Annotated in this window: 20 protein-coding genes and 1 tRNA gene; 12 read left to right on the forward strand and 9 right to left on the reverse strand. The window is 31.7% G+C overall.

All coding sequences use genetic code 11. The annotated features are described in order from the left end of the window. The first annotated feature begins 17 nt into the window (after nt 1-17). Nucleotides 18-4,319: a DNA-directed RNA polymerase subunit beta' gene (rpoC, locus tag ACFS5M_RS10810; protein ID WP_183488711.1), complete on the forward strand. Its 4,302-nt coding sequence runs from the start codon at nt 18-20 to the stop codon at nt 4,317-4,319. Nucleotides 4,320-4,396: 77 nt separating this feature from the next. After that, on the forward strand, nt 4,397-4,714 hold the full coding sequence (locus ACFS5M_RS10815) for a DUF3467 domain-containing protein (protein ID WP_183488686.1): 318 nt from the start codon (nt 4,397-4,399) through the stop codon (nt 4,712-4,714). 74 nt (nt 4,715-4,788) lie between these two features. On the opposite strand, the gene ACFS5M_RS10820 is transcribed toward ACFS5M_RS10815, so the two are convergent. Both ACFS5M_RS10820 and ACFS5M_RS10825 read right to left on the reverse strand, forming a co-directional pair. Further along, complete coding sequence (locus tag ACFS5M_RS10820) at nt 4,789-5,022, reverse strand: (4Fe-4S)-binding protein (protein WP_183488683.1); 234 nt, start codon at nt 5,020-5,022, stop codon at nt 4,789-4,791. Between the two features lie 182 nt (nt 5,023-5,204). Further along, a complete protein-coding gene (locus ACFS5M_RS10825) occupies nt 5,205-6,794 on the reverse strand; it encodes a peptide chain release factor 3 (protein WP_183488680.1) in 1,590 nt (529 codons plus the stop codon). Between the two features lie 437 nt (nt 6,795-7,231). On the opposite strand from ACFS5M_RS10825, the gene ACFS5M_RS10830 reads away from it, so the two are divergent. Next, nucleotides 7,232-9,133 (forward strand): OmpA family protein, encoded by a 1,902-nt coding sequence (locus ACFS5M_RS10830; RefSeq protein ID WP_379898828.1) that lies wholly within the window; start codon nt 7,232-7,234, stop codon nt 9,131-9,133. Between the two features lie 73 nt (nt 9,134-9,206). Here ACFS5M_RS10830 and ACFS5M_RS10835 read toward each other — a convergent pair. The 4 genes from ACFS5M_RS10835 to ACFS5M_RS10850 all read right to left on the reverse strand — a co-directional run bounded on the left by ACFS5M_RS10835 (nt 9,207) and on the right by ACFS5M_RS10850 (nt 12,210). Continuing rightward, nucleotides 9,207-9,280, reverse strand: a tRNA-Arg gene (locus ACFS5M_RS10835). Nucleotides 9,281-9,409: 129 nt separating this feature from the next. Beyond that, nucleotides 9,410-9,562 carry an SsrA-binding protein gene (locus ACFS5M_RS10840; RefSeq protein ID WP_183488674.1) on the reverse strand — a complete coding sequence of 51 codons (153 nt, stop codon included), beginning with the start codon at nt 9,560-9,562 and terminating at the stop codon, nt 9,410-9,412. A 547-nt stretch (nt 9,563-10,109) separates the two neighbouring features. Continuing rightward, the gene (locus ACFS5M_RS10845) at nt 10,110-11,849 is read right to left on the reverse strand and encodes a M56 family metallopeptidase (RefSeq protein WP_183488671.1); all 1,740 of its coding nucleotides are present in this window, start codon (nt 11,847-11,849) and stop codon (nt 10,110-10,112) included. 1 nt (nt 11,850) lies between these two features. Next, entirely contained in the window at nt 11,851-12,210 is a 360-nt protein-coding gene (locus ACFS5M_RS10850; RefSeq protein WP_183488668.1) for a BlaI/MecI/CopY family transcriptional regulator, read from the reverse strand. 268 nt (nt 12,211-12,478) lie between these two features. Between ACFS5M_RS10850 and ACFS5M_RS10855 the strand changes: the two genes are divergently transcribed. From ACFS5M_RS10855 to ACFS5M_RS10890, 8 genes are all read left to right on the forward strand, one after another. Further along, the gene (locus tag ACFS5M_RS10855) at nt 12,479-13,420 is read left to right on the forward strand and encodes a calcium/sodium antiporter (protein WP_183488665.1); all 942 of its coding nucleotides are present in this window, start codon (nt 12,479-12,481) and stop codon (nt 13,418-13,420) included. Nucleotides 13,421-13,556: 136 nt separating this feature from the next. Continuing rightward, nucleotides 13,557-15,743: a glutamine synthetase III family protein gene (locus tag ACFS5M_RS10860; RefSeq protein ID WP_183488662.1), complete on the forward strand. Its 2,187-nt coding sequence runs from the start codon at nt 13,557-13,559 to the stop codon at nt 15,741-15,743. Between the two features lie 517 nt (nt 15,744-16,260). Further along, nucleotides 16,261-16,929, forward strand: a complete 669-nt coding sequence (locus ACFS5M_RS10865; protein WP_221267585.1) for a Curli production assembly/transport component CsgG — start codon at nt 16,261-16,263, stop codon at nt 16,927-16,929. A 35-nt stretch (nt 16,930-16,964) separates the two neighbouring features. Further along, nucleotides 16,965-18,143: an AIR synthase related protein gene (locus ACFS5M_RS10870; protein WP_183488659.1), complete on the forward strand. Its 1,179-nt coding sequence runs from the start codon at nt 16,965-16,967 to the stop codon at nt 18,141-18,143. 77 nt (nt 18,144-18,220) lie between these two features. Next, nucleotides 18,221-19,186, forward strand: a complete 966-nt coding sequence (locus ACFS5M_RS10875) for a DUF3078 domain-containing protein (RefSeq protein ID WP_183488657.1) — start codon at nt 18,221-18,223, stop codon at nt 19,184-19,186. 407 nt (nt 19,187-19,593) lie between these two features. Further along, entirely contained in the window at nt 19,594-20,670 is a 1,077-nt protein-coding gene (gene prfA, locus ACFS5M_RS10880; RefSeq protein ID WP_183488655.1) for a peptide chain release factor 1, read from the forward strand. 129 nt (nt 20,671-20,799) lie between these two features. Further along, nucleotides 20,800-21,615, forward strand: coding sequence for an orotidine-5'-phosphate decarboxylase (pyrF, locus tag ACFS5M_RS10885; RefSeq protein ID WP_183488652.1), 816 nt, complete (start codon nt 20,800-20,802; stop codon nt 21,613-21,615). A gap of 32 nt (nt 21,616-21,647) precedes the next feature. Continuing rightward, a complete protein-coding gene (locus tag ACFS5M_RS10890; protein WP_183488649.1) occupies nt 21,648-22,430 on the forward strand; it encodes an ABC transporter substrate-binding protein in 783 nt (260 codons plus the stop codon). Here ACFS5M_RS10890 and ACFS5M_RS10895 read toward each other — a convergent pair. Both ACFS5M_RS10895 and ACFS5M_RS10900 read right to left on the reverse strand, forming a co-directional pair. Continuing rightward, on the reverse strand, nt 22,405-22,551 hold the full coding sequence (locus tag ACFS5M_RS10895) for a hypothetical protein (RefSeq protein WP_183488646.1): 147 nt from the start codon (nt 22,549-22,551) through the stop codon (nt 22,405-22,407). The two genes, ACFS5M_RS10890 and ACFS5M_RS10895, sit on opposite strands and share 26 nt — an antisense overlap. Before the next feature lie 83 nt (nt 22,552-22,634). After that, a complete protein-coding gene (locus ACFS5M_RS10900; RefSeq protein WP_183488644.1) occupies nt 22,635-22,832 on the reverse strand; it encodes a Lacal_2735 family protein in 198 nt (65 codons plus the stop codon). Nucleotides 22,833-23,072: 240 nt separating this feature from the next. Here ACFS5M_RS10900 and ACFS5M_RS10905 point away from each other — a divergent pair, with 240 nt between their 5' ends. Continuing rightward, nucleotides 23,073-23,582 (forward strand): hypothetical protein, encoded by a 510-nt coding sequence (locus ACFS5M_RS10905; RefSeq protein WP_183488641.1) that lies wholly within the window; start codon nt 23,073-23,075, stop codon nt 23,580-23,582. Here ACFS5M_RS10905 and ACFS5M_RS10910 read toward each other — a convergent pair. After that, nucleotides 23,579-24,280, reverse strand: a complete 702-nt coding sequence (locus tag ACFS5M_RS10910) for a DUF4197 domain-containing protein (protein WP_183488638.1) — start codon at nt 24,278-24,280, stop codon at nt 23,579-23,581. The genes ACFS5M_RS10905 and ACFS5M_RS10910 overlap by 4 nt on opposite strands. Between the last annotated feature and the right edge of the window lie 39 nt (nt 24,281-24,319).

Here is a 24,319-nt window from a genome sequence, read left to right on the forward strand (position 1 = left end):
CATTTCAACCATTTATTATGGCAAGAAAACAAGATAAGAACACAGTACAGAGATTTAATAAAATCTCGATTGGTTTAGCTTCACCAGAATCTATATTAGCAGAATCTCGAGGAGAAGTATTAAAACCTGAAACTATAAATTATCGAACGCATAAACCAGAACGAGATGGTTTATTCTGTGAGCGTATTTTTGGTCCTGTTAAGGATTATGAATGTGCTTGTGGTAAATATAAACGTATTCGCTACAAAGGTATTGTTTGTGATCGTTGTGGTGTTGAAGTAACAGAAAAGAAAGTACGTCGTGATCGTGTAGGACACATTAATTTAGTTGTTCCTGTTGCTCATATTTGGTACTTCCGTTCGTTACCAAACAAAATAGGTTACCTTTTAGGATTACCTTCTAAGAAATTAGATATGATTATTTACTACGAACGTTATGTAGTAATTCAACCAGGTATTGCTAAAAATGCTGAAGGAGAACCATTACAAAAAATGGATTTCTTAACAGAAGAGGAATACCTAAATATCTTAGAAACTTTACCAAAAGAAAATCAATACTTAGAAGATACAGACCCAGACAAGTTTTTAGCTAAAATGGGAGCTGAATGTTTAATTGATTTATTGGCGAGAATAGATTTAGATGCATTATCTTATGAATTACGCCATAAAGCTAATACAGAAACGTCTAAACAACGTAAAACTGAAGCTTTAAAGCGTTTACAAGTTGTTGAAGCTTTACGTGAATCTAATGAAAATAGAGAGAATCGTGCAGAGTGGATGATCATGAAAGTTGTGCCAATTATCCCGCCAGAATTAAGACCATTAGTGCCTTTAGATGGTGGACGTTTCGCCACTTCAGATTTAAATGATTTATACCGTCGTGTTATTATTCGTAACAATCGTCTTAAAAGATTGGTAGAGATTAAAGCTCCTGAAGTGATTTTACGTAATGAGAAACGTATGTTACAAGAATCAGTTGATTCATTATTTGATAACACACGTAAATCATCTGCAGTAAAAACTGATTCAAACAGACCATTAAAATCATTATCAGATTCACTTAAAGGTAAACAAGGACGTTTCCGTCAAAACTTATTGGGTAAACGTGTTGATTATTCTGCACGTTCGGTAATTGTTGTTGGACCTGAATTAAAATTATATGAATGTGGATTGCCTAAAAATATGGCAGCTGAACTTTATAAACCTTTCGTTATTAGAAAACTAATAGAAAGAGGTATTGTAAAAACAGTAAAATCTGCAAAGAAAATTATAGATAAAAGAGAACCAGTAGTTTGGGATATTTTAGAAAATGTTTTAAAAGGACATCCAGTACTTTTAAATCGTGCTCCTACATTACACAGACTAGGTATTCAAGCTTTCCAGCCAAAATTAATTGAAGGAAAAGCGATTCAATTACACCCATTAGTTACCACTGCATTTAATGCCGATTTTGATGGTGACCAAATGGCTGTACATTTACCTTTAGGACCTGAGGCTATTTTAGAATGTCAGCTATTAATGCTAGCTTCTCATAATATCTTAAATCCTGCAAATGGTTCACCTGTAACTGTACCTTCTCAAGATATGGTACTGGGTCTTTATTATATGACTAAACTGCGTCAATCAACTAAAGACTTAAAGGTTAAAGGTGAAGGCTTAACGTTCTATTCAGAAGAAGAAGTAACTATTGCTTATAATGAAAAACGTGTTGACTTAAATGCGGCAATTAAAGTAAGAGCTTTAGACTTTAATGAAAATGGTGAGTTAGTACCTCAAATTATTGAGACTACTGTTGGACGTGTAATTTTTAATAGAAACGTACCAAAATCAGCAGGATTTATTAATGAAGTATTAACTAAAAAGTCATTAAGAAATATTATTGGTGACATTTTAAAAGTAACTTCAGTACCAGAAACTGCAGCATTTTTAGATGAGATAAAAACTTTAGGATATTATTACGCTTTCAAAGGTGGATTATCGTTTAGTTTAGGTGATATTATTATTCCACCAGAAAAGCAAAGTATGATTGACAAAGCGAACGGCTTAGTTGATGGTATTATGGGGAATTATAACATGGGACTTATAACAAATAATGAACGTTATAACCAAGTTATTGATATATGGACTTCAACAAACGCAGAGCTAACCGAGTTGTCTATGAAACGTATTCGTGAAGACCAACAAGGATTTAATTCTGTATATATGATGCTTGATTCTGGAGCTCGTGGATCTAAAGAACAGATTCGTCAGTTAACAGGAATGCGTGGATTAATGGCTAAGCCTAAAAAATCTAACGCAGGAGGTGGAGAAATTATTGAAAACCCGATTCTTTCTAACTTTAAAGAAGGACTTTCAATTTTAGAATACTTTATCTCTACTCACGGTGCACGTAAAGGTCTTGCCGATACGGCACTTAAAACTGCCGATGCAGGTTACTTAACGCGTCGTTTGGTTGATGTATCTCAAGATGTTATCGTAAATACTGTAGATTGTGGTACTTTAAGAGGTGTAGAAATTGCGCCACTTAAAAAGAATGATGAAGTTGTTGAAACTTTAGAAGAAAGAATCGTTGGTCGTATTTCATTAAATGATATCTACAATCCATTAACAGAAGAATTATTAGTTGGTGCTAATGAGTTAATTACAGATGATATTGCTAAAGCAATTGAAAATTCTCCAATTGATAAAGTTGATGCACGTTCACCATTAAGTTGTGAAGCCAAAAAAGGTATTTGTGCTAAATGTTATGGAAGAAATCTTGCTACTGGTAAAATGGTACAACGTGGTGAAGCAGTAGGAGTTGTGGCAGCACAATCTATTGGTGAACCAGGAACTCAGTTAACCCTTCGTACATTCCACGTTGGTGGTATTGCTGGTAACATTTCTGAAGAAAATAAATTGGCTGTTAAATTTGATGGTATTGCTGAAATTGAAGATCTTAAAACTGTAAAAAGTGTTGATGGAGAAGGTAATACAGTAGATGTTGTAATTTCTCGTACATCAGAACTTAAGTTGGTAGATAAGAAAACAGGTATAACATTAAGTACGAATAACATTCCTTATGGTTCTTATGTCTATGTGAAAAATGGAGACAAATTAACTAAAGGTGACGTCGTTTGTCAATGGGATCCATATAATGGTGTGATTATTTCAGAATTTGCTGGAAAAGTCCGTTATGAAAATATAGAACAAGGTGTTACTTATCAAGTAGAAATTGATGAACAAACAGGTTTCCAAGAAAAAGTAATCTCTGAATCTAGAAATAAGAAATTGATTCCAACACTTCTTGTAGAAGATGGAAAAGGTGAAGTTATCCGTTCTTATAACCTACCAGTTGGAGCCCATATAATGATTGATGATGGTGAGAAAATTAAGGTTGGTAAGATCTTAGTTAAAATCCCTCGTAAATCTGCTAAAGCTGGAGATATTACTGGAGGTTTACCTCGTGTTACAGAGTTGTTTGAAGCACGTAACCCTTCAAACCCAGCAGTAGTAAGTGAAATAGATGGTGTTGTGTCTTTTGGGAAAATTAAGAGAGGTAATCGTGAGATTATTATAGAATCTAAACTAGGAGACATTAAAAAATATCTAGTTAAACTATCAAATCAAATTCTTGTTCAAGAAAATGACTTCGTGAAAGCAGGAATGCCTTTATCTGATGGTTCAATTACGCCAAACGATATTTTAAATATTAAAGGACCATCTGCTGTTCAACAATACTTAGTAAATGAAGTACAAGAAGTGTATCGTTTACAAGGGGTAAAAATTAATGATAAGCATTTTGAAGTTGTTGTAAGACAAATGATGCGTAAAGTTAGAATTATTGATTCTGGCGATACTATCTTCTTAGAAGATCAATTGGTTCATAAAGCTGATTTTATTGAAGAAAATGATGGCATTTTTGGAATGAAGGTTATTGAAACAGCTGGAGATTCTTCAACTTTAAAAGAAGGTCAAATTGTCACAGCACGTGCATTAAGAGATGAAAATTCTATTTTACGTCGTGAAGATAAAGCCTTAGTAGTTGCTAGAGATGCTAGACCTGCAACGGCAACACCAATTTTACAAGGTATTACAAGAGCGTCATTACAAACGAAATCTTTCATATCTGCGGCATCGTTCCAAGAAACAACTAAGGTTCTTAATGAAGCTGCTGTAAATGGTAAAGTTGATACTTTAGAAGGACTTAAAGAAAATGTTATCGTAGGACACAGAATTCCAGCAGGAACAGGAATGCGTAACTATGAAAATATTATTGTAGGTTCTAAAGAAGAGTTTGATCAAATGATGCAAGCAAAACAAGAAGTGAATTATAACTAATTGTTGTCGTTCATTACATTATATTTATAAAAGAATCCTGCTATTGCAGGATTCTTTGTTTAAAACTTAAAATTATTATGGCAGAAGATAAAAACAAAAAAAAACAAGGACAAATCAATATTGAACTAGATGAGAAAGTTGCAGAAGGAATATATTCTAACTTGGCTATAATCAATCATTCAGTATCAGAATTTGTAGTCGATTTTGTTAGTATAATGCCTGGCACACCAAAAAGTAAGGTGAAGTCTAGAATTATATTAACACCGCAACACGCAAAACGTTTACTTAAAGCATTAAATGATAATGTGACACGCTTTGAAAATGCTCATGGTGAGATAAAAGACTATGAACAACCTCCAATTCCTTTAAATTTTGGACCAACAGGAGAAGCATAAACAAGTATCAAATCCCTTTTATTATAAAGGGATTTTTTTTGTTAATACTTTGTATATATAAAGGCAGCAAACAATTAACATGCTTCCTTCTTATTATGACAATATTGTAATGCGCCAGATGGACATTTCTTAATCTGGTTAATTATTTTACGATTGTCATTTACGCCATCAAGATTAATCCAAGGTATAACTGTAGTTCTGAAAACTTCAGATAATTCTTTAGCGCAACGCTCTGCGTTAATGCAAATTTTTGGGTTGAATGTGACAGTAATGTCCTCATTACTAAACACGTTAGTTTGAATTTCCATAAGTAGTTAGATTTGGGATCTATCAAAATCAATATATAAACTTACATTAATGGTTAATAAATTAATCGATAAAATGCAAAAAACACAGGATAAAGTGTAGTTTTTTAATCAAATCTCCTAGTTTAACACCAATTTTTAGATTGTAGTAAGAATGATTTTATGGTATTTAAATGCGCTTTTTTTTATTTAAATTCACTTACAAAATGAAATTTCAAGTTGGGGTATTTTTGTTGTGTCATTTGCAATGAAAATGAAGAATCAGCTAAAAACACGAGTTGATTTCTTTTATCTTTTGCTAAGAACCGTTGTTTTACTCTTAAAAAGTCTTTATACTCTTCACTTTTTTCATCCTTAGCTTCAATCCAACACGCTTTAAAAACATTTAAATTTTCATAAGTACATTTAGCGCCATATTCATGCTCTAACCTATATTGTATAACTTCATATTGTAAAGCACCTACCGTTCCAATTACTTTTCTTCCATTTAATTCTAATGTAAATAATTGAGCGACACCTTCATCCATCAATTGGACGATACCTTTGTTTAGTTGTTTAGATTTTAATGGATCGGCATTATTAATATACCTAAAGTGTTCAGGTGAAAAACTTGGAATACCTCTATAATTTAAGACTTCTCCTTCAGTTAATGTATCTCCAATTTTAAAAGTTCCAGTATCTTGCAAGCCCACAATATCGCCAGGATAAGAAACATCAACAATCTCTTTTTTCTCAGCAAAAAAAGCATTCGGACTAGAGAATTTTACTTTTTTATTATGCCTTACATGTAAATATGGAGTGTTTCTTTTGAATTCACCCGAAACAATTTTAATAAATGCTAAACGATTTCTATGATTAGGATCCATATTGGCATGAATTTTAAAAACAAATCCACTAAATTGTTCTTCATCTGGTTTTACTAAACGTTCTTCACTTTCTTTTGCTCTAGGCGTAGGTGCAATTTCTATAAAACAGTCTAATAATTCTCGCACTCCAAAGCTGTTTAACGCAGAACCAAAAAATACAGGTTGAAGGGTTCCGTTTAAATACGCTTCGTTATCAAATTTGGGGTAAATACCTTCAACTAATTCTATTTCTTCTCTTAATGTTTCAGCGGCAGAATCTCCGACTAACGTATTTAATTCTTTTGAGCTTAAATCAGAAATTTCAATCGTTTCTTCAATATTTTTTCTACTGTCTCCACTAAATAGATTGATGTTCTTTTCCCATATATTATAAATGCCTTTAAAGTCATAACCCATTCCAATAGGGAAACTTAAAGGGGTTACCTTCAATCCTAATTTTTGTTCAATTTCATCCAATAATTCAAAAGCGTCTTTACCTTCACGATCCATTTTATTAATAAAAACAATCATAGGTATATTACGCATTCGGCAAACTTCAACCAGTTTTTCAGTTTGTTCCTCAACCCCTTTAGCGACATCAATAACCACAATTACACTATCAACTGCTGTTAAAGTTCTAAAGGTATCTTCGGCAAAATCTTTATGTCCAGGTGTATCTAAAATATTAATCTTTATTCCATTATATTCAAAAGCAAGAACAGAAGTCGCTACCGATATTCCACGTTGCCTTTCAATTTCCATAAAATCACTGGTAGCACCCTTTTTTATTTTATTACTTTTAACAGCTCCAGCCTCTTGAATAGCACCACCAAATAATAATAATTTTTCTGTTAATGTTGTCTTTCCTGCATCAGGGTGAGAAATAATTCCGAAGGTACGTCTTCGTTTAATTTCGTCTTTAAATTTCATAAAAGATTAATTTTGGCAAATATAAAAGGAATAGGTTTAAAAAGTTTAAAAAACGAAGTGTTTTATTGAATACATTTTTCTTCGTAACATAACGTTTATTAATTGTTATTCAGCGGTTTATATGACTTCTTGTCGATTTTAAAACGTAAATGTCCGATAATTTATTAATTTAATTTTTAGTTTAAGTCTAAGTATACGATACGATTGTTTACTTAAAAAGAATAGCCTACTCTTAATGCTTAAACTCTCACTATTTTACTCTCCAAATATCAAAATAGTGTGAATGAATTTTTGCAGTCATCAATACTATTTATAGATGCTGATGCAGCTAAATTAAAATTATTTAAAAATTAGTAAAATTTATATTCCTAGATTCTTCTAAATAAAAAATTATGAGATTTTATAAACTTACATGTCTTACCTTTTGCTGTTTATTTATGTCAATTGGATTTGCTCAAAAAGGAAAAATTCGAAAGGCAAATAAAGAATATCACAACTTTGCATATATAAAAACAAGCGAGATTCTTCTTGAAGTCGCTAATGAAGGTCATAAGTCTGTCGATTTGTTTGAAAAATTAGGAAACGCATTCTATTTTAACAATAAAATGGAAGACGCTGTTAAGTGGTATGGTGAATTAATGGCTCTTGAAGAAGATATCGATTCTGAGTATTATTTTAGATATGCACAAGCTCTAAAGTATATTGAAAACTATAAGGAGTCTGATAAATGGATGGAGAAATTTTATAGCACAAAAACTGATGATTCAAGAGGAAAAGCCTTTAGGTCTTCAGTTGATTATTTGGCTTTAATTGAAAATGCAAGTAAGGATTTTGAAGTCAAAAATTTAGAGTTTAATTCGTCTGTTTCAGATTTTGGAACAACCAAGTTTAAGAATCAATTAATTTACGCATCTGCAAAAGGCAAAGGAAAAAATTATGAATGGAATGAACAGCCATTTTTAGATTTGATGTCGGTAACCAAGCAAGAGGGAGATAGTGCTTATGCTAATCCAGAAAATTATGATTCTACAATCAATACTAGATACCATGAGTCAACAGCAGCTTTTATGTCTGATGGACAGATGATGTTTTTTACACGAAACAATTATTTTAATAAAAAATTAGAAAGCGATAGTGAAGACATTGTTAAACTGAAAATATTCAGAGCAATTTTACAAGAAGAAGGAGAATGGGGAGAGATTGAGCCAGTACATTTTAATAATGATGAGTATAGTGTAGCTCACCCTTCAATTAATGCTAAAGGAGATAAGCTGTTTTTTTCATCTGATATGCCTGGGACTGAAGGTGAATCAGATTTGTATATGGTCGATATTTATTCTACAGGAAAGTTGGGAACACCTGTTAATTTAGGCAATGTGATTAATACAGAAAGGCGTGAGTCTTTCCCTTTTATCAACGAAAAAGGAGACTTGTATTTTGCATCAGATGGTCATGAAGGCTTAGGTGGATTAGACATTTTTGTAGTTAAAAAATTTGAAGAAAAATATGCAAATTCAGACACCTTAGTTGTCGTTAATGTTGCAAAACCAATTAATAGTCCGCAAGATGATTTTGGCTACTATGAAAGCCTAAGCACTAGAGAAGGTTTCTTTACATCAAATAGACCAAATGGAAAAGGAGATGACGATATTTATGGTTTTGATACTTTAGATAGATGTGAACAAAAAGTTGAAGGAATTGTAAAAGACAAAAAAACACTAGAGATATTGCCAAATGCGACTGTTATTTTATTTGATAAAGAAGGTAATGAAGTTGAAAGGCTTGTTGCTGGCGAAGACGCTACTTTTACATTCACTAATTTAGATTGTGAAAAAGAATATTTAATTCGAGGTGAGAAAGAAGATTATATAGCTGATGAAAAACGCTTTACAACACCAAGTACAGAGCAAGACTTAGAAATAGAGCTCTTATTAGATAAAGATGTTAAAGAGATTACTGTAGGAACAGATTTAGCAGACGTACTTAATATACCGACTATTTATTTCAGCTTTGATAAATCTAATATTAGACGATCTGCAGCTTTACAATTAGAGAAAGTTATTGCTGTTCTTAAAAAGTTTCCTAATATGAAAATTGATGTGCGATCTCATACTGATAGTAGAGCAAGTTTTGAATATAATGACGCGTTGTCTAATAGAAGAAATAAATCTACAATAGACCACCTTATTAAGGTTGGAGGTATAGATCCTAATAGGCTGACAGGTAAAGGTTATGGTGAAAGACAACTCATAAACGAATGTGCCGATGGTGTGCCTTGCTCTGAAGGTGAACACCAATTAAATAGGCGTAGCGAATTTATAGTAGTCTCAATGGAGTAAAACAACTAACTAACTAACTAACTAACTAACTAACTAAAAAAACCACCAATAAATTGGTGGTTTTTTATACTAGTGACCTCGACAGGATTCAAACCTGTAACCTCTTGAGCCGTAATCAAGTGCGCTATTCAGTTGCGCCACGAGGCCATTTTGAGATTGCAAATATATTTCTTTTTAATACAATGACAAAGCAAAGCTAAAATTATTTGCCCTAAATATATGCGGTCATAAAATGGTTTTGAAAGAATTGAAATGAAAAAAATAGTAAGCGTATTATTAATCTAAAGCGTTTTTTGTGACATATAATTTCCAGCCAAAAATGGCCATTTGTAATTTAGTGGCCTTACTTAAATCTAAACGTTTTTTTGTGTAGCTAGGTAAAACCATCTTGTTCACTTTAGCCAATACTTTAAACAGTTTTTTTTTCATTATTACAAGTTTACATACGCCTTATCAAACGTAAAATTATTGCTTTAAAAGCACTTCGCCAAATCTTGTGTAAATGTTTAAAAAAGCAAAGCATATTATAACATATGCTTTACCATTTAAATAGATGTATTTAGAATATAAGTTCGATTAGAATTTTTGCTAGTGTAATCATTTTTCTTAAGGTTAAAAGGGTGTGTTAATTGATTTTATTTTCGATTGAGCTTTCAATATATATATTTTAAAAACGATCTACCTAGTGTTAGGTTTAAAAAAAATGAAATTGAATTCTAATTTATAAGTATAAAAATGAAAAGTATTTCAAATTGTAATCGAAATATCTTGATACATGTTATGATTTAAAACTAGATATATGATTGTAAGTATTATATGTAATAATTCAAGGGGCTTTTTTGATGGTTTTATAAAATCATAGAGAGTTTTTAGCCAATTTTAGTGCTTTTTTGTAGTTTTCATCTTTTTTTAATAAAAAAAGACACTCCTTAGAAGTGTCTTTTAAATTTAAAGTTAAAGCTTTTTTAATGCTTTTTTAATGCTTTTTTGTGGTGACAATAATCACACCATCTTTTCCTTTTTCACCATAAATACTAGTAGCATTATCGCCTTTTAATATTTCCATTTTTTCAATATTATCTGGATTTAGTTTCTCCATGGCTTCAGTAGTAGATTCTTTATCATCTATTAAAACTAATGGACTGCTTCCATTTTCATTTGCTATAAATAGCATTCTATTTTTATCTTTATTTCCAATCGTTCTAATCTTATAAGTACTACCATCTTCATCTTCATCTTCAACCCAAGTGTGAGTGCCATCACCTTTTAGTATGATTTCTTCTTTAATGTCTTTTCCGTCTTTACCTTTCTTAATGATATAAACATTTTCTTCACTATCGTCATCCGAATCTATATGAATAACTTTAGATTTTTTTTTGGTAAATACTTTTCCTTTCTTTTTGGCATTTCCATGCTCGTCTTCAATAATAATTTCAACTTCATGAGCATCATCATCTTCACCATCATCAGAAATCACATATACATGTTTGCGGCCTTTTTCTTTAGCATGAGTTTCATGAATTTTAGTTTTTCCGTCAGCTGTAGAGAAATAATAGTTCTTACCATGCATCACTTTTCCGTTTCCAATAGAAATACTATTGCTTTCACTATCATAGGTGATTTTAATAGGTTTTATGCCTTCATCTGAATTTGTATTAAAGCTAGCACTAGATTTTTCAGATTTGGCATCAATCTTAATCGCTATAATTTCACCTGCAGCATTTCGCTTAAGGCCTTTAAATTTTAAGGTCACGCCTTTACTTTTAAACTCGTTTTTAACTTTTTCTAAATCGGCATCTTTAAAATCTTTTGAAATAATTGCGATTTCAATATCTCCAATAGGAGCAATAGCTATGGTGTTCTCAGATTCTACATATACGTCTTTAGTATTAAAACTCATAAGAAATAAAGCGAGTAGTGGAATGACTAAAGCATACTTTAAAACATTTAATTGATTTGATTTTGATTTGTGTAACATAACGATTCGTTTTTTGATTAATGAATTATAAAAATTATTAGTCAACACTAAGTGTTGATTTTTAACTGTTGCTTTTAATAGTAAATGCTGATAGCTTTTTTCACAAATTGAAATACGTTGCGCATTTTGGTCTGCAATAAACTCCAGATTTTGCTGAATATCTTTTTTGTACAACCATATAAAAGGATTAAACCAAAAAATAATAGTAGCTATTTGCGCCAAAAGGATGTCCACAGAATGCCATTGTTTCACATGCGCTTTTTCATGATTTAAGATGTCTTCTAATTCTATAGCATTAAAATGTTTAGGGTTATAAACGATATAATTAAAAAATGAAAAAGGAGGAATCGCATTTTCAGTTTCTATATACTTTATTGCACCACAGGTTTTTGTAACATGACTGTTAAGTAATTTAAATAATGAGATAAACTCTATGCTTAATTTAATCAGAAAAAAGACAAAGCCAATACTATATATATATGGTATGAGAGTTAAAAAACTAAATGCATCTTCAAGATGCGGTTGTTCTATTACAGCATTGTTTGAAATTATAAACTCAGAAACACCTGTATTTTCAATATAAATAGGAATCACTATAAAGGGTAAACAAATAGTAGATATTAAACCAATCAATAAAAACCATCTGTTACTTTCAAAAAAAGTATCTCGCTTTAAGAATAAGGTATAGCATAAATAAAATAATGCGGTTACTGCCGAAGCTTTTAATAAATATTCCATCTTATTTTTGATTTTCAATGAGAGCAATAATTTCCTTAAGTTCCTCCACGCTTATTTTTTCTTCCTTAGCAAAAAACGATACGACATTCTTATAAGAGCTATTAAAATAGTTGTCTATAGCAGTATTCATAAAGCGTTTTTTATAAGCTTCTTTGCTTATAATAGGAAAATATTGATGCGTTTTTCCATAAGCATTATAGCTCACATAACCTTTTTCTTCCAGGTTTCTAATAATTGTAGAAAGCGTATTATAATGCGGTTTTTCATCATTAATTTCCACTAAAACATCCTTCACAAAAGCCTTTTCAAGCTTCCATAAAATATGCATAATTTCTTCTTCTTTATTTGTCAGTTTTTGCATGGTATCATTTTAATTTGGGCGTTACCTTTTTCGCCTTTTAGCTTCAAAAGGTCAGGCTTTCCGCTATATCTTTTTGTGCTAAACAATAAGTTTAGCACAAAAAGGATGTCGCATCAATCCTTAACGCGTTTCAAACTTATAACTATTTTTATAGTTATACAACTATTGTTATAGTTATTTAACTAAATTTTAAGTTTTATTCTAATAGAATAGAAGAAATACTATCTTCGCAATAGTAAAGTATAAACAACAATTTAAGACAGAATTTATGAGCCTTGTTTGGATTATATTAGGATTAATAGCTTTGGTAGTAGGAGGTGAGTTTTTAGTGCGTTCCTCTGTCGCATTATCATTTAAATTAAGCATTTCTAAAATGGTTATTGGTATGACCGTTGTCTCTTTTGCAACGTCTGCACCAGAACTTTTAGTGAGTTTAAATGCTGCTCTGTCAGGTTCTCCTGCTATAGCATTAAATAATGTTATTGGTTCTAATATTGCAAATATTGGTTTGGTGTTAGGTATTACTGCAATCGTTGGTGCTATAGCAGTCGATAAGTCTTTTTATAAAGTGAATTGGCCTGCCATGATGTTGTTTTCTATGGCACTTTATTATTTCCTTTATAACGATAAACAACTAACGCAAATTGAAGGTGGTATTTTATTTGTTGCACTTATTGTTTTTTTAGTCATTTTAATTAAGCGTGCAAAAAAAGATGTTGTTGTCGAAGACGTTGATGAGGGTTTGGCTATTGTGTCGAATTTTAAAATTATTATTTGGTTGCTTATTGGTGCTTTGGCTTTGTACTTTGGTAGTGAGTGGTTGGTCAATGGAGCAAAAGAACTAGCAACTAGTTTAGGTGTTAGCGATGCAGTTATTGCTGCAACGGTTATTGCTATTGGAACAAGCGTGCCAGAACTTGCGGCATCAGTTATTGCTGCTGCAAAACAAGAAAAGGCATTGTCTTTAGGGAATCTAATTGGTTCTAATATTTTTAATATTGGTTCGGTTTTAGGCTTAACAGCTTTAATTAAAACCATACCAGTAACAGCAGATCAAATATTAAATAGTGATATTTTCTGGATGTTAGGCTTCTCTGCAGTATTAATTCCACTAATTATTATTCCTAAACAATTGCAGATTAGTCGTTATAAAGGGTTAATTCTTGTGACGGCTTATGGAATATTTATTTTCTTAGCTTTTAAATCTTAATTTTAGGGGTTATTAACTACTTTTTGTCGAAAAGTTAATAAGTAGCCCTATTTTTTTAAGGGTTAGTGTTTGAGTATTATCATTTTTTTATAGATTTGCCCTATTAATTTGAGTATAACTTAAAAAAATCAAAACGATGCCAACTCTTAGATTTCACGCAGTAAAAGAAACCTTTAATCGTAAACCTGTTCATATTGAAGAAAATGAACGTCGCTCTGCAATCTTCGGGCAGAATGTCTTTAACGAAGATACCATGCGTCAATATTTAACTAAAGAAGCTTTTAAAAGTGTCATGGATGCGATTCAAAACGGATCGAAAATTGACAGGGTAGTAGCAGATCATATTTCAACAGGAATGAAAGAATGGGCTATTTCTAAAGGAGCAACTCATTATACACACTGGTTTCAGCCATTAACAGGTGCAACTGCAGAAAAGCATGATGCCTTTTTTGAGCCTATTGGTAATGGAAGAGCTATTGAGAAATTTGGAGGTGGACAGTTAGTTCAGCAAGAACCGGATGCGTCTAGTTTTCCAAATGGAGGGATTCGTAATACTTTTGAAGCACGTGGATATACAGCTTGGGATCCTACATCTCCTGCGTTTATTTACGGCACAACGCTTTGTATTCCTACCGTGTTTGTGTCTTATACAGGGGAGGCTTTAGATTTTAAAACACCATTATTGCGTGCTTTGCAAGCTGTAGATCAAGCTGCTGTAGCTGTGTGTAAATATTTTGACAAAAATGTAAAGAAAGTAAACGCTTCTCTAGGTTGGGAACAAGAATACTTTCTAATAGATAGTTCTTTAGCGGCTTCACGTCCAGATATCGTTTTAACTGGAAGAACTTTGTTAGGGCATTCACCAGCTAAAGGACAACAATTAGATGATCATTATTTTGGAACGATTCCAAATCGTGCTATGGCTTATATGCGAGATTTAGAAACTGAGTGTATGTTGCTTGGTATTCCAGTTAAAACAAGACATAATGAGGTCGCACCAAATCAGTTTGAATTGGCGCCAGTTTATGACGAAGCTAATCTTGCTGTAGATCATAACTCTTTGCTTATGGATGTGATGGATAAAATTGCTGCGCGTCATAATTTTAAAGTTTTATTTCACGAAAAACCATTTGCTGGAGTTAATGGTTCTGGGAAGCATAATAACTGGAGTTTAAGTACTAATACAGGTGTAAACTTATTAAGTCCAGGAAAAACTCCAATGAGTAACCTTCAGTTTTTAACCTTTTTTATTAATACTATTAAAGCTGTTTATGATAATGAAGAATTACTTCGTGCTGCAATTGCTTCAGCAAGTAACGATCATCGTTTAGGAGCAAATGAAGCACCTCCAGCAATTATTTCTGTATTTATTGGAGAGCAACTAACGCGCACATTAAACGAGTTAGAAAATGTTACAAATGGCAAATTATCACCAGAAGAAAAAACAGATCTAAAACTTAATGTTGTTGGAAAAATTCCAGATGTGCTGCTTGATAATACAGATAGAAATAGAACTTCTCCTTTTGCGTTTACAGGAAATAAATTTGAATTTAGAGCTGTAGGTTCTACTGCAAATTGTGCGAATCCAATGACTGTTTTAAATGCTATTGTTGCTAAGCAATTAATTGATTTTAAAACTGAAGTTGATGCGCTTATTGTTAAAGAAAAACTTAAAAAAGATGAAGCGGTTTTTAATATATTAAGAGAATATATTAAGACGTCTAAAAATATTTTATTTGAAGGTAATGGTTATGGTGAAGCCTGGGAAAAAGAGGCTAAAAAACGTGGTTTAAGTAACAATAAAACGACACCAGAAGCTTTAAAAGCAAAAGTATCTAAAAAGGCTTTTGATCTTTATAGTGAATTAGGCATTATGAATAAAGTTGAAGTTGAAGCGCGATATGAAATTGAAATCGAAGAATATGTATTGCGCATTCAAATTGAAGGTCGTGTTCTTGGAGATATTGCAAGGAATCACGTTGTGCCTACAGCTGTTAAATATCAAAATGTTTTAATTGATAATGTAAAAGGGCTTAAAGAAATTTATGGCACAAGTTTTAAGAAATTAGCGAAAGAACAACTTAATTTAATTGAAGAGATTTCTAGTCATATAGAAGCGATAAATTCTAATGTGACTAAAATGACCAATGAAAGAAGAAAAGCCAATAATATGAATGATGTTGATAAGAAAGCAAATGCTTATTGTTTTAAAGTGAAACCATTATTCGATGAAATACGCTACCATTGCGATAAATTAGAGTTATTAGTTGATGATGAACTTTGGCCTCTAACAAAATATAGAGAATTATTATTTACTAATTAGATTTAAACGCTTAATTTTAAAAAAGACCGCTTGAGTAAAGTGGTCTTTTTTTGGTTAAACGGTAGAATAGTTTTTGATAAGATGTCGTTTATCTAATTTAAATAACATATTGACGAATTGTTTAGTTGGGAGTAAATTATTTATACGGTTTTTCCGTATTTTTGTATTGCTATTAATCAATAATCAATAACAATGAAGAGGCTTCTTTTAAGTGTTCTCATGCTCATGGCTGCGACTTTCATATTTTCGCAAGCAAATAAAAAGCAAGAAGAACCAGATTTAAAAAAAGAAATTGTTCTAAATGAACAAAGTAACTTACAAATTAACTAGAGTTTTATATCAAAAATAAAACTCTAGAATTAATTTAGTTATTAATTCTCAATTTTTAAGACATTTACACTGTTGTGATTTTATGACAGGGAAGATATTAGATAATATCTAAAGGGAAGACAAATGAAATTTTATCATTTGTCTTTTTTATGTTAAATTAGTCGTATTCTAACTTTTAGCTATTAATATGAATCTACAGTTTAATTCAGTATTTAAAAAAATACTCGTACTCTTATTTATTTGTTTCACTAGTTTCTATACTTTTTCTCAGTCTAACAAAGAAGTCAAAAAAGACACTTATAAATATTTTAATTTTAATAGAGGTCATAATGTAATAACAGCAGCAATTGGAACTGCTGTAATGAATGGAGATCTTCCAGATCCTCAATTTGGGTTTTATGGACAAATAGGATATAAGCGATTTATTAATCCATACTTAAATGTAAACTTTACATATAATAAATTTAATCTAGTCTTTAAAGATATATCGAATAACGGATTTATGTCTTTTGATCTTAATGTTGAAGGAATGCTGTTTCCAAATAAACCATTTACACCATACGCTTATGCAGGATTCGGATTTAACGCTTCAAATTATTTTAAACAAACAGATTCAAAATCACAAGCTGGTCTTGGATTAGAATATATGGTAAATCAAGGTATTGGTATAAAACTATTCTCAGACTATAACTACGTTTTTAGCGATTTAGTAGATGGCATTGAGTTTGGCGCTTCAAATGATGTATATTGGCGAATAGGTTTAGGGGTTAATATTTATTTAAGAAATAAAAAGAAACCAATTCCAGATAACGTCCCTACAATTATTAAATCAAACCCAATTATTCATAATAACTAAATTACAATTCTTATTTTTGCAACTCAAAACGAGTTATGAGCCAAGATATAAGTAAAAGATATGCACAACGCGGTGTTTCAGCTTCAAAAGAAGATGTGCATAATGCTATAAAAAATATTGATAAAGGGTTATTTCCTAAAGCTTTTTGTAAAATAGTTCCAGATAATTTGACCCATGACAAAGATTTTTGCCTTATCATGCACGCAGATGGAGCTGGTACCAAATCATCTTTAGCTTATATGTATTGGAAGGAAACTGGCGATATTTCTGTTTGGAAAGGCATTGCACAGGATGCACTTATTATGAATATTGACGACTTACTTTGTGTTGGTGCAACAGACCATATTATGTTGTCCTCAACTATTGGAAGAAATAAAAACCTTATTCCTGGTGAAGTGATTTCGGCAATCATAAATGGTACCGAAGAACTTATTGAAGACCTAAAATCATTTGGTGTTACTATTCACTCTACTGGTGGTGAAACTGCAGACGTTGGCGATTTGGTAAAAACAATTATCGTTGATTCTACTGTGACGGCAAGAATGAAACGTAAAGACGTTATTGATAATGCCAATATTAAAGTAGGAAATGTGATTGTCGGATTAGAAAGTTTTGGACAAGCAACTTATGAAAGGGAGTATAATGGAGGTATGGGAAGTAATGGTTTAACTTCTGCTAGACATGATGTGTTTCATAAATACCTTGCTGAAAAATATCCCGAAAGTTTTGACGCTGCGGTTCCTGAAAATTTAGTCTATTCAGGGCAAATGAAACTTACAGATGCTGTTGAAAACTCACCAATTGATGCAGGAAAGTTGGTGCTTTCGCCAACAAGAACCTATGCGCCAATTATAAAGGCAATCTTAACTAAGTATAGCCCTAAAGACATTCATGGTATGGTGCATTGTTCTGGTGGAGCGCAAACGAAAATTCTACATTTTATAGATAACTTACATATTATTAAAGACAATATGTTTGCAATTCCTCCATTGTTTAAACTTATTCAAGAACAGTCTAAAACAGATTGGAAAGAAATGTATCAAGTGTTTAACTGTGGACATCGTATGGAATTATACGTGACTCCAGAAATTGCTGAAGATATTATCTCTATTTCTAAATCCTTTAATGTAAATGCTAAAATTATTGGAAGAGTAGAAGCTTCTGAAAAGAAAAAGCTGACTATTAAAAGTGAATTCGGAGCGTTTATTTATTAGCCTCAGTGTTAAAATTCGTTAAATATTTACAATCTTTTGTTGAACTAATTAAATTCGTGAGCTATTAATTTTTACTCATGAAAAAGGCTTTAATCCTATTACTGATACTGTCTATTAATTATAGCAACGCACAATCAGATTCCTTAGCAGTTAATACTAAACTTGAACAAAGCTTTCCGAAATGGAAGAATAAAAATATGGCAACTTTAGATGTCAGTGAAGTTGCTTTTGTAAATTGGAACTCTGGTGGTAGTAATTCTATTTCAGCCTTATTAGGTTTAGTGAGTCAGGCAAATTATAAATTCAAGCATTTTTTTTGGAATAACAATATTAATATTAGGTATGGTATTAATAAACAACAAAGTCAAGAGCTAAGAAAAACAGAAGATTTAATAGAAATTAACTCTAATATTGGTTACAGAAAAGATAGTTTAACCAATTGGTTTTTTACTTCAAGATTTAATTTTAAAACTCAATTCTCTAACGGTTACACTTATCCAAACACCTCCAATGCCATATCAAAATTTATGGCACCAGGCTATTTGTTTTACGGAGTAGGTATTGAATATGGTAAAAACATTGAAAAACTATCTGTTTATTTTTCGCCAGCAACGACGAAATCGACTTTTGTTTTAGATCAAGAGTTAGCAAATACAGGAGCATTTGGTGTAAAACCTGCCGAATTGGATGAACAAGAAAATGTTATTGAAGAAGGTGAGCGAGTAAGAAACGAATTCGGAATACTATTTACAAATGCTTTTGAAGCAGAAATAGCTAAGAATATTTACATGAAACATTCTGTGAATTTTTATACAGATTATCTTAATGATTTTGGAAACATAGATGTTGACTGGCAGGTTAATTTAGATTTTAAAGTAAATAATTACATTAGAGCTAATTTGGGTTCGCATTTAAAATATGATAATGATGTAAAAAATCTAGTCGCTATTAATGACGAGAATGAAGAAGAAGAATTTGTAGAAGAAGGTGCAAAAGTACAATGGAAACAAATTCTAGGTATTGGTGTTGTCGTAGACTTTTAATGTTTAAATAAACCCCTTTATTAAAAATAAAAAAGTAAGCATTACCGAGCAGTCAATTAAATATATAATGCCCAATAGCTTAAAATTTGAAACACCTACCATTTTATAGAAGCCAATCTTTCTTCGCACACCAAAATCTTTCAGTAATAACCAAAATAAAATCACCAAAAATAACTTTGTTAAAAGCGTAAGCACAAAACTTTGGCTCATTATTAATATAACAAGATTTATAGTAAAAGACCACAAAAACAGTGGCCTATAATACGCCAATATGGATTTGAGCAGATTCATGAGTACTATTAGAACGCAATTTTTTTATAATTATTTTTTAAACAATATTGATAAGTCTTCAGCTATAGAAAATCCATAAATTATCGTATTTTTGAAACACAATTTTTAGAAGATACATGTTAGAAAAACTGCAAATAGTAAAGCAACGTTTTGATGAGGTTAGCGATTTAATCATTCAACCAGATATTATTACAGATCAAAAACGTTATGTAGAATTAAATAAAGAATACAAAGATTTACGCTTATTAATGGATAAGCGTGAACAATATATTGAGTTTACCAATAATTTAGCCGAAGCTGAAGAAATTATTGCAGATGGTAGCGATGCCGAAATGGTTGAAATGGCTAAAATGCAATACGATGAAGCTAAAGAAGGTATTCCAAAATTGGAAGACGAAATACGTTTCTTGTTAATTCCAAAAGATCCTGAAGATTCTAAAAATGCAGTAGTAGAGCTTAGAGCTGGAACTGGAGGAGATGAAGCAAGTATTTTTGCAGGTGACTTATTTAGAATGTACACTAAATATTGTGAAAGTAAAGGCTGGAAGGTTGATGTAGTAGATTATAGCGAAGGTACCAATGGTGGTTTTAAAGAAATTCAATTCGAAGTTTCTGGTGAAGAGGTCTACGGAACATTAAAATTTGAAGCTGGTGTACATCGTGTACAACGTGTGCCTCAAACTGAAACCCAAGGACGTGTTCATACTAGTGCTGCAACATGTATGGTGTTTCCAGAAGCCGAAGAGTTTGATATTGAAATAAACCCGAAAGATGTAAGAATTGATTTCTTTTGTTCTTCTGGACCTGGTGGACAATCTGTTAATACAACGTATTCCGCTGTAAGATTAACGCATGAACCAACAGGCTTAGTGGCTCAATGTCAAGACCAAAAATCACAGCATAAAAACAAAGAAAAAGCATTTAAAGTGTTACGTTCTCGTTTATATGATATGGAATTGGCAAAAAAGAATGAAGCTGATGCAGAAAAACGTGGCTCTATGGTAAGCTCTGGAGATAGAAGTGCAAAAATTAGAACGTATAATTATCCTCAAGGGCGTGTAACAGACCACAGAATTGGCTTAACACTTTACGATTTAAGTAATATCGTAAATGGAGATATTCAAAAAATTATAGACGAATTACAACTGGCTGAAAATACAGAAAAATTAAAAGCCAGCGACGAACATATTTAATGTTAAGCCTCATGTCGAGGCTTTTTTTATTGACAAGTTATTTTAATTTGTCATTCCGTGCGTGATACGGAATCCACTAATATTGAAAACAGATTCTGTGGCGTAATACAGAAGAATAAAGTAGTGTTGATGACAACTGAACAATTAGTAACGCAAATTCAAAAAAAGAAATCCTTTCTATGCATAGGATTAGATGTCGATATTCATAAAATGCCTCAGCATCTTTTGACTGAAGAAGATCCAATCTTCGCATTTAATAAAGCAATTATTGATGCCACGCATCACTTATGTGTGGCTTATAAACCTAATACAGCTTTTTATGAAGCTTACGGTTTAAAAGGTTGGAAAGCTTTAGAAAAAACCATTAATTATCTAAACGAAACATATCCTGAAATTTTTACTATTGCTGATGCCAAACGTGGAGATATAGGAAACACAAGCTCTATGTATGCTAAAGCTTTTTTTAAAGATTTGGCTTTTGATAGCGTGACTGTTGCTCCATATATGGGAAAAGATTCTGTCGAACCTTTTCTTGCGTTTAAAGATAAACACACTATTATGTTAGCCTTAACGTCTAATGAAGGTGCTTTCGATTTTCAAACCAAAAAAGTAGAAGGTAAAGAATTGTATAAGCAAGTTTTAGAAACTTCTAAGAGGTGGAAAAATGCCGAAAACTTAATGTATGTTGTTGGTGCAACTAAAGCGGAATATTTCGCTGAAATTAGAAAAATCATTCCAGATTCTTTTTTATTAGTTCCAGGAGTTGGAGCGCAAGGAGGGAATCTGCAAGAGGTTTGTAAATATGGTATGAACAAACATGTTGGACTGCTTGTTAATTCCTCTCGCGGAATTATTTACGCTTCAAATCAAGAAAATTTTGCTGAAGCTTCAGCTGGTAAAGCCAAAGATTTACAACAACAAATGGAGGTGATTTTGAACAATTAATTGCCATTCCTCACTTCGATGCGAAATCCACGATGAAGATAATTGATCAATTAAATAGAATAATTTCCATCAAAGAAACACCTAAACGTATTGTTTCCTTAGTGCCTTCACAAACCGAATTGCTCTTCGATTTAGGGCTAGAAACGACAATAGTTGGAATCACAAAATTCTGTATTCACCCAAAGCATTTATTAAAATCGAAAACAATCGTTGGTGGTACTAAGCAAATCAAATTAGATAAAATAAAAGCCTTACAACCTGATATTATTTTATGTAATAAAGAAGAAAATACTGAAGCCATAGTTAAAGCATGTGAGCAAATTGCTGTAGTGCATGTTTCAGATATAATGACGATTCAAGATTGTATAGATATGATTCAGCAATATGGAGAAATTTTTAACACGCCTAAAAAAGCTCTAAAAATTTCTGAAACCATTCAGAATAATGTAAACGATTTTAATCTATTTATAAAAAATAAACATCCTTTAAAAGTGGCCTATTATATTTGGAAAAACCCATGGATGGTTGCTGGCCAAAATACCTTTATTAATTATCTATTAAGGCTTAATAATTTTGATAATGTTTATGCGCATTTAGGACGTTACCCAGAAATAGATGAAAAAGGGCTGGAAGATGCCGATGTTGTCTTACTTTCTAGCGAACCTTACCCTTTTAAAAAAGAGCATATTGAAGAATTACAAACAAGATATACAAATGCCAACATTCTATTAGTTGATGGCGAAATGTTTTCTTGGTATGGTTCTCGGCTTATAAAAGCATTTGCCTATTTTAAGACGCTACATCAAAATCTTTAGTCGTCTTTGGCTTATTAATGACTTCAATAAACTTTACCGTTTGATCTTCAATAGCTTTTAATTTTAAAGCGTTCTTTAGGTTGGGAAATCGTCTTCCAACTTTACAAAATTGTGCACTCATAGTCATAGTGTATTCTTTATATATAAAATACGACCATTTCTTACTTATGGATGTCACCAGAAGGTTAAAAAATTGATAAAAAATTAAACGGTATGCTGAGAATGTTCTCCAGAAAGGTATTTAAGTTTATTTAACTTGTCTAAAAGTTTAATAGCTCTGTATTCTGAAATATCACTTAATGCATGATCAGTTTGTCTGAAATTATAAGCCTGTTCTATAAGCTTCTTATATTTTTTACGAAGCTTATTTTGATGCTGTTTTATTGAATCATTTCTATTCATTAGTGAATGAGGGAATTAGACTAAATAAATATACATTAATTATTTAAAAATCAAAAGAAGTGTAAAAAAATAAAAACCGATTTTAAATTAAACCGGTTTCTATTAAACTAACTAACTCAAAAATATGATGGCATTTTGAATGCTCAAATATAAGTGATGTCTTGCGATGATAAGGTTATGTTAATATTAGCATTTGGTTAAATCTGTTTTTATATTTTTAGGTAACAAAACCACGTAAAAATGAAAAAGATATTATTACTAGCGACTTTAGTTTTTAGCCTGCAATTAAACGCTCAAGAAAAACCTTGTAACTGCTGTACAGAAAAACATGCTGAATTTGATTTTTGGATTGGTACATGGACAGTCACTAATCCAGATGGCAGTGCTGCTGGAAAAAATGTGATTGATAAAATTCAAAATAGGTGCATCCTTCGTGAAAATTGGACCAGCGCAAAAGGAAACTACACAGGAACGAGTAATAATTTTTATAACTATAAAACAAAACAATGGGAACAAATATGGATCGACAACCAAGGACAAAGTCTTCACCTAAAAGGCAACCGAAAAGGAAATCAAATGATTTTACAGTCAGATCCAGAAACAAGTAAAGAAGGTAAAAAGGTAGTCTTTCAACGGGTTACTTGGACATTAAATGACGATGGTTCTGTTCGTCAACTTTGGGAAACTGTGACTAATAATAAAGAGGTTTCCGTTGCTTTTGATGGCTTGTATAAAAAAACACTAAACTAATCCTGAAGCGCAAAAACTTTACGTAATAAATCAGTAGTTCTAGAACTGACCTTGTTGCGAATTTCTTTTTCCTCTACAGCAATCATCTTATAAACCCCTTTTAATGCTTCTCCTGTAACATAATCGGTTAAATCAGGATTAACATCACTTGTAAAAGGAATACTGTTGTATTTACTTATTAAGTTTGCCCAAATGTCATCAGCGCCAACTTTACTAAAAGAATTTTTTATCACAGGATTAAATTTATCATATAAAGCCGTTTGGGTTCTACCAGTTAAATATTGTGTTGCAGCATCATCCTGACCAAGAAGTATATTTTTTGCATCATTAAATGTAATGCCTTTAACGGCATCAATAAAAATAGGCGTAGCCTCGCTCACAGCGTCTTCAGCAGCGCGATTTAACACTTTTAAACCTTCATCTGCTAAACTACCTAAGCCTATATCGCGTAAGGCTTTGTCTACCTTTGTTAATTCGTCTGGTAACATGATTTTAACCAATTCATTTTTGAAAAAACCATCCTTTTGGGTAAGCTTACTAACTTGTTTATCTATACCCAAATCTAAAGCTTGTCTAAGAGCAGATCCCATTTCTGCTTGAGAAATACCAACGTCTTGTGGTAATTGATTAACTACTTCTTGTAATTCTGCACATGCAGATAAGTTTAATACTAAAAGGAATGTTACTAGTCGTTTCATCATTAAAAATTTTAAGGCGTAAATGTACAAATATTTATG

The organism is Lacinutrix iliipiscaria, from assembly GCF_042686125.1.
GTDB classification, from domain to species: Bacteria; Bacteroidota; Bacteroidia; order Flavobacteriales; family Flavobacteriaceae; genus Oceanihabitans; species Oceanihabitans iliipiscarium.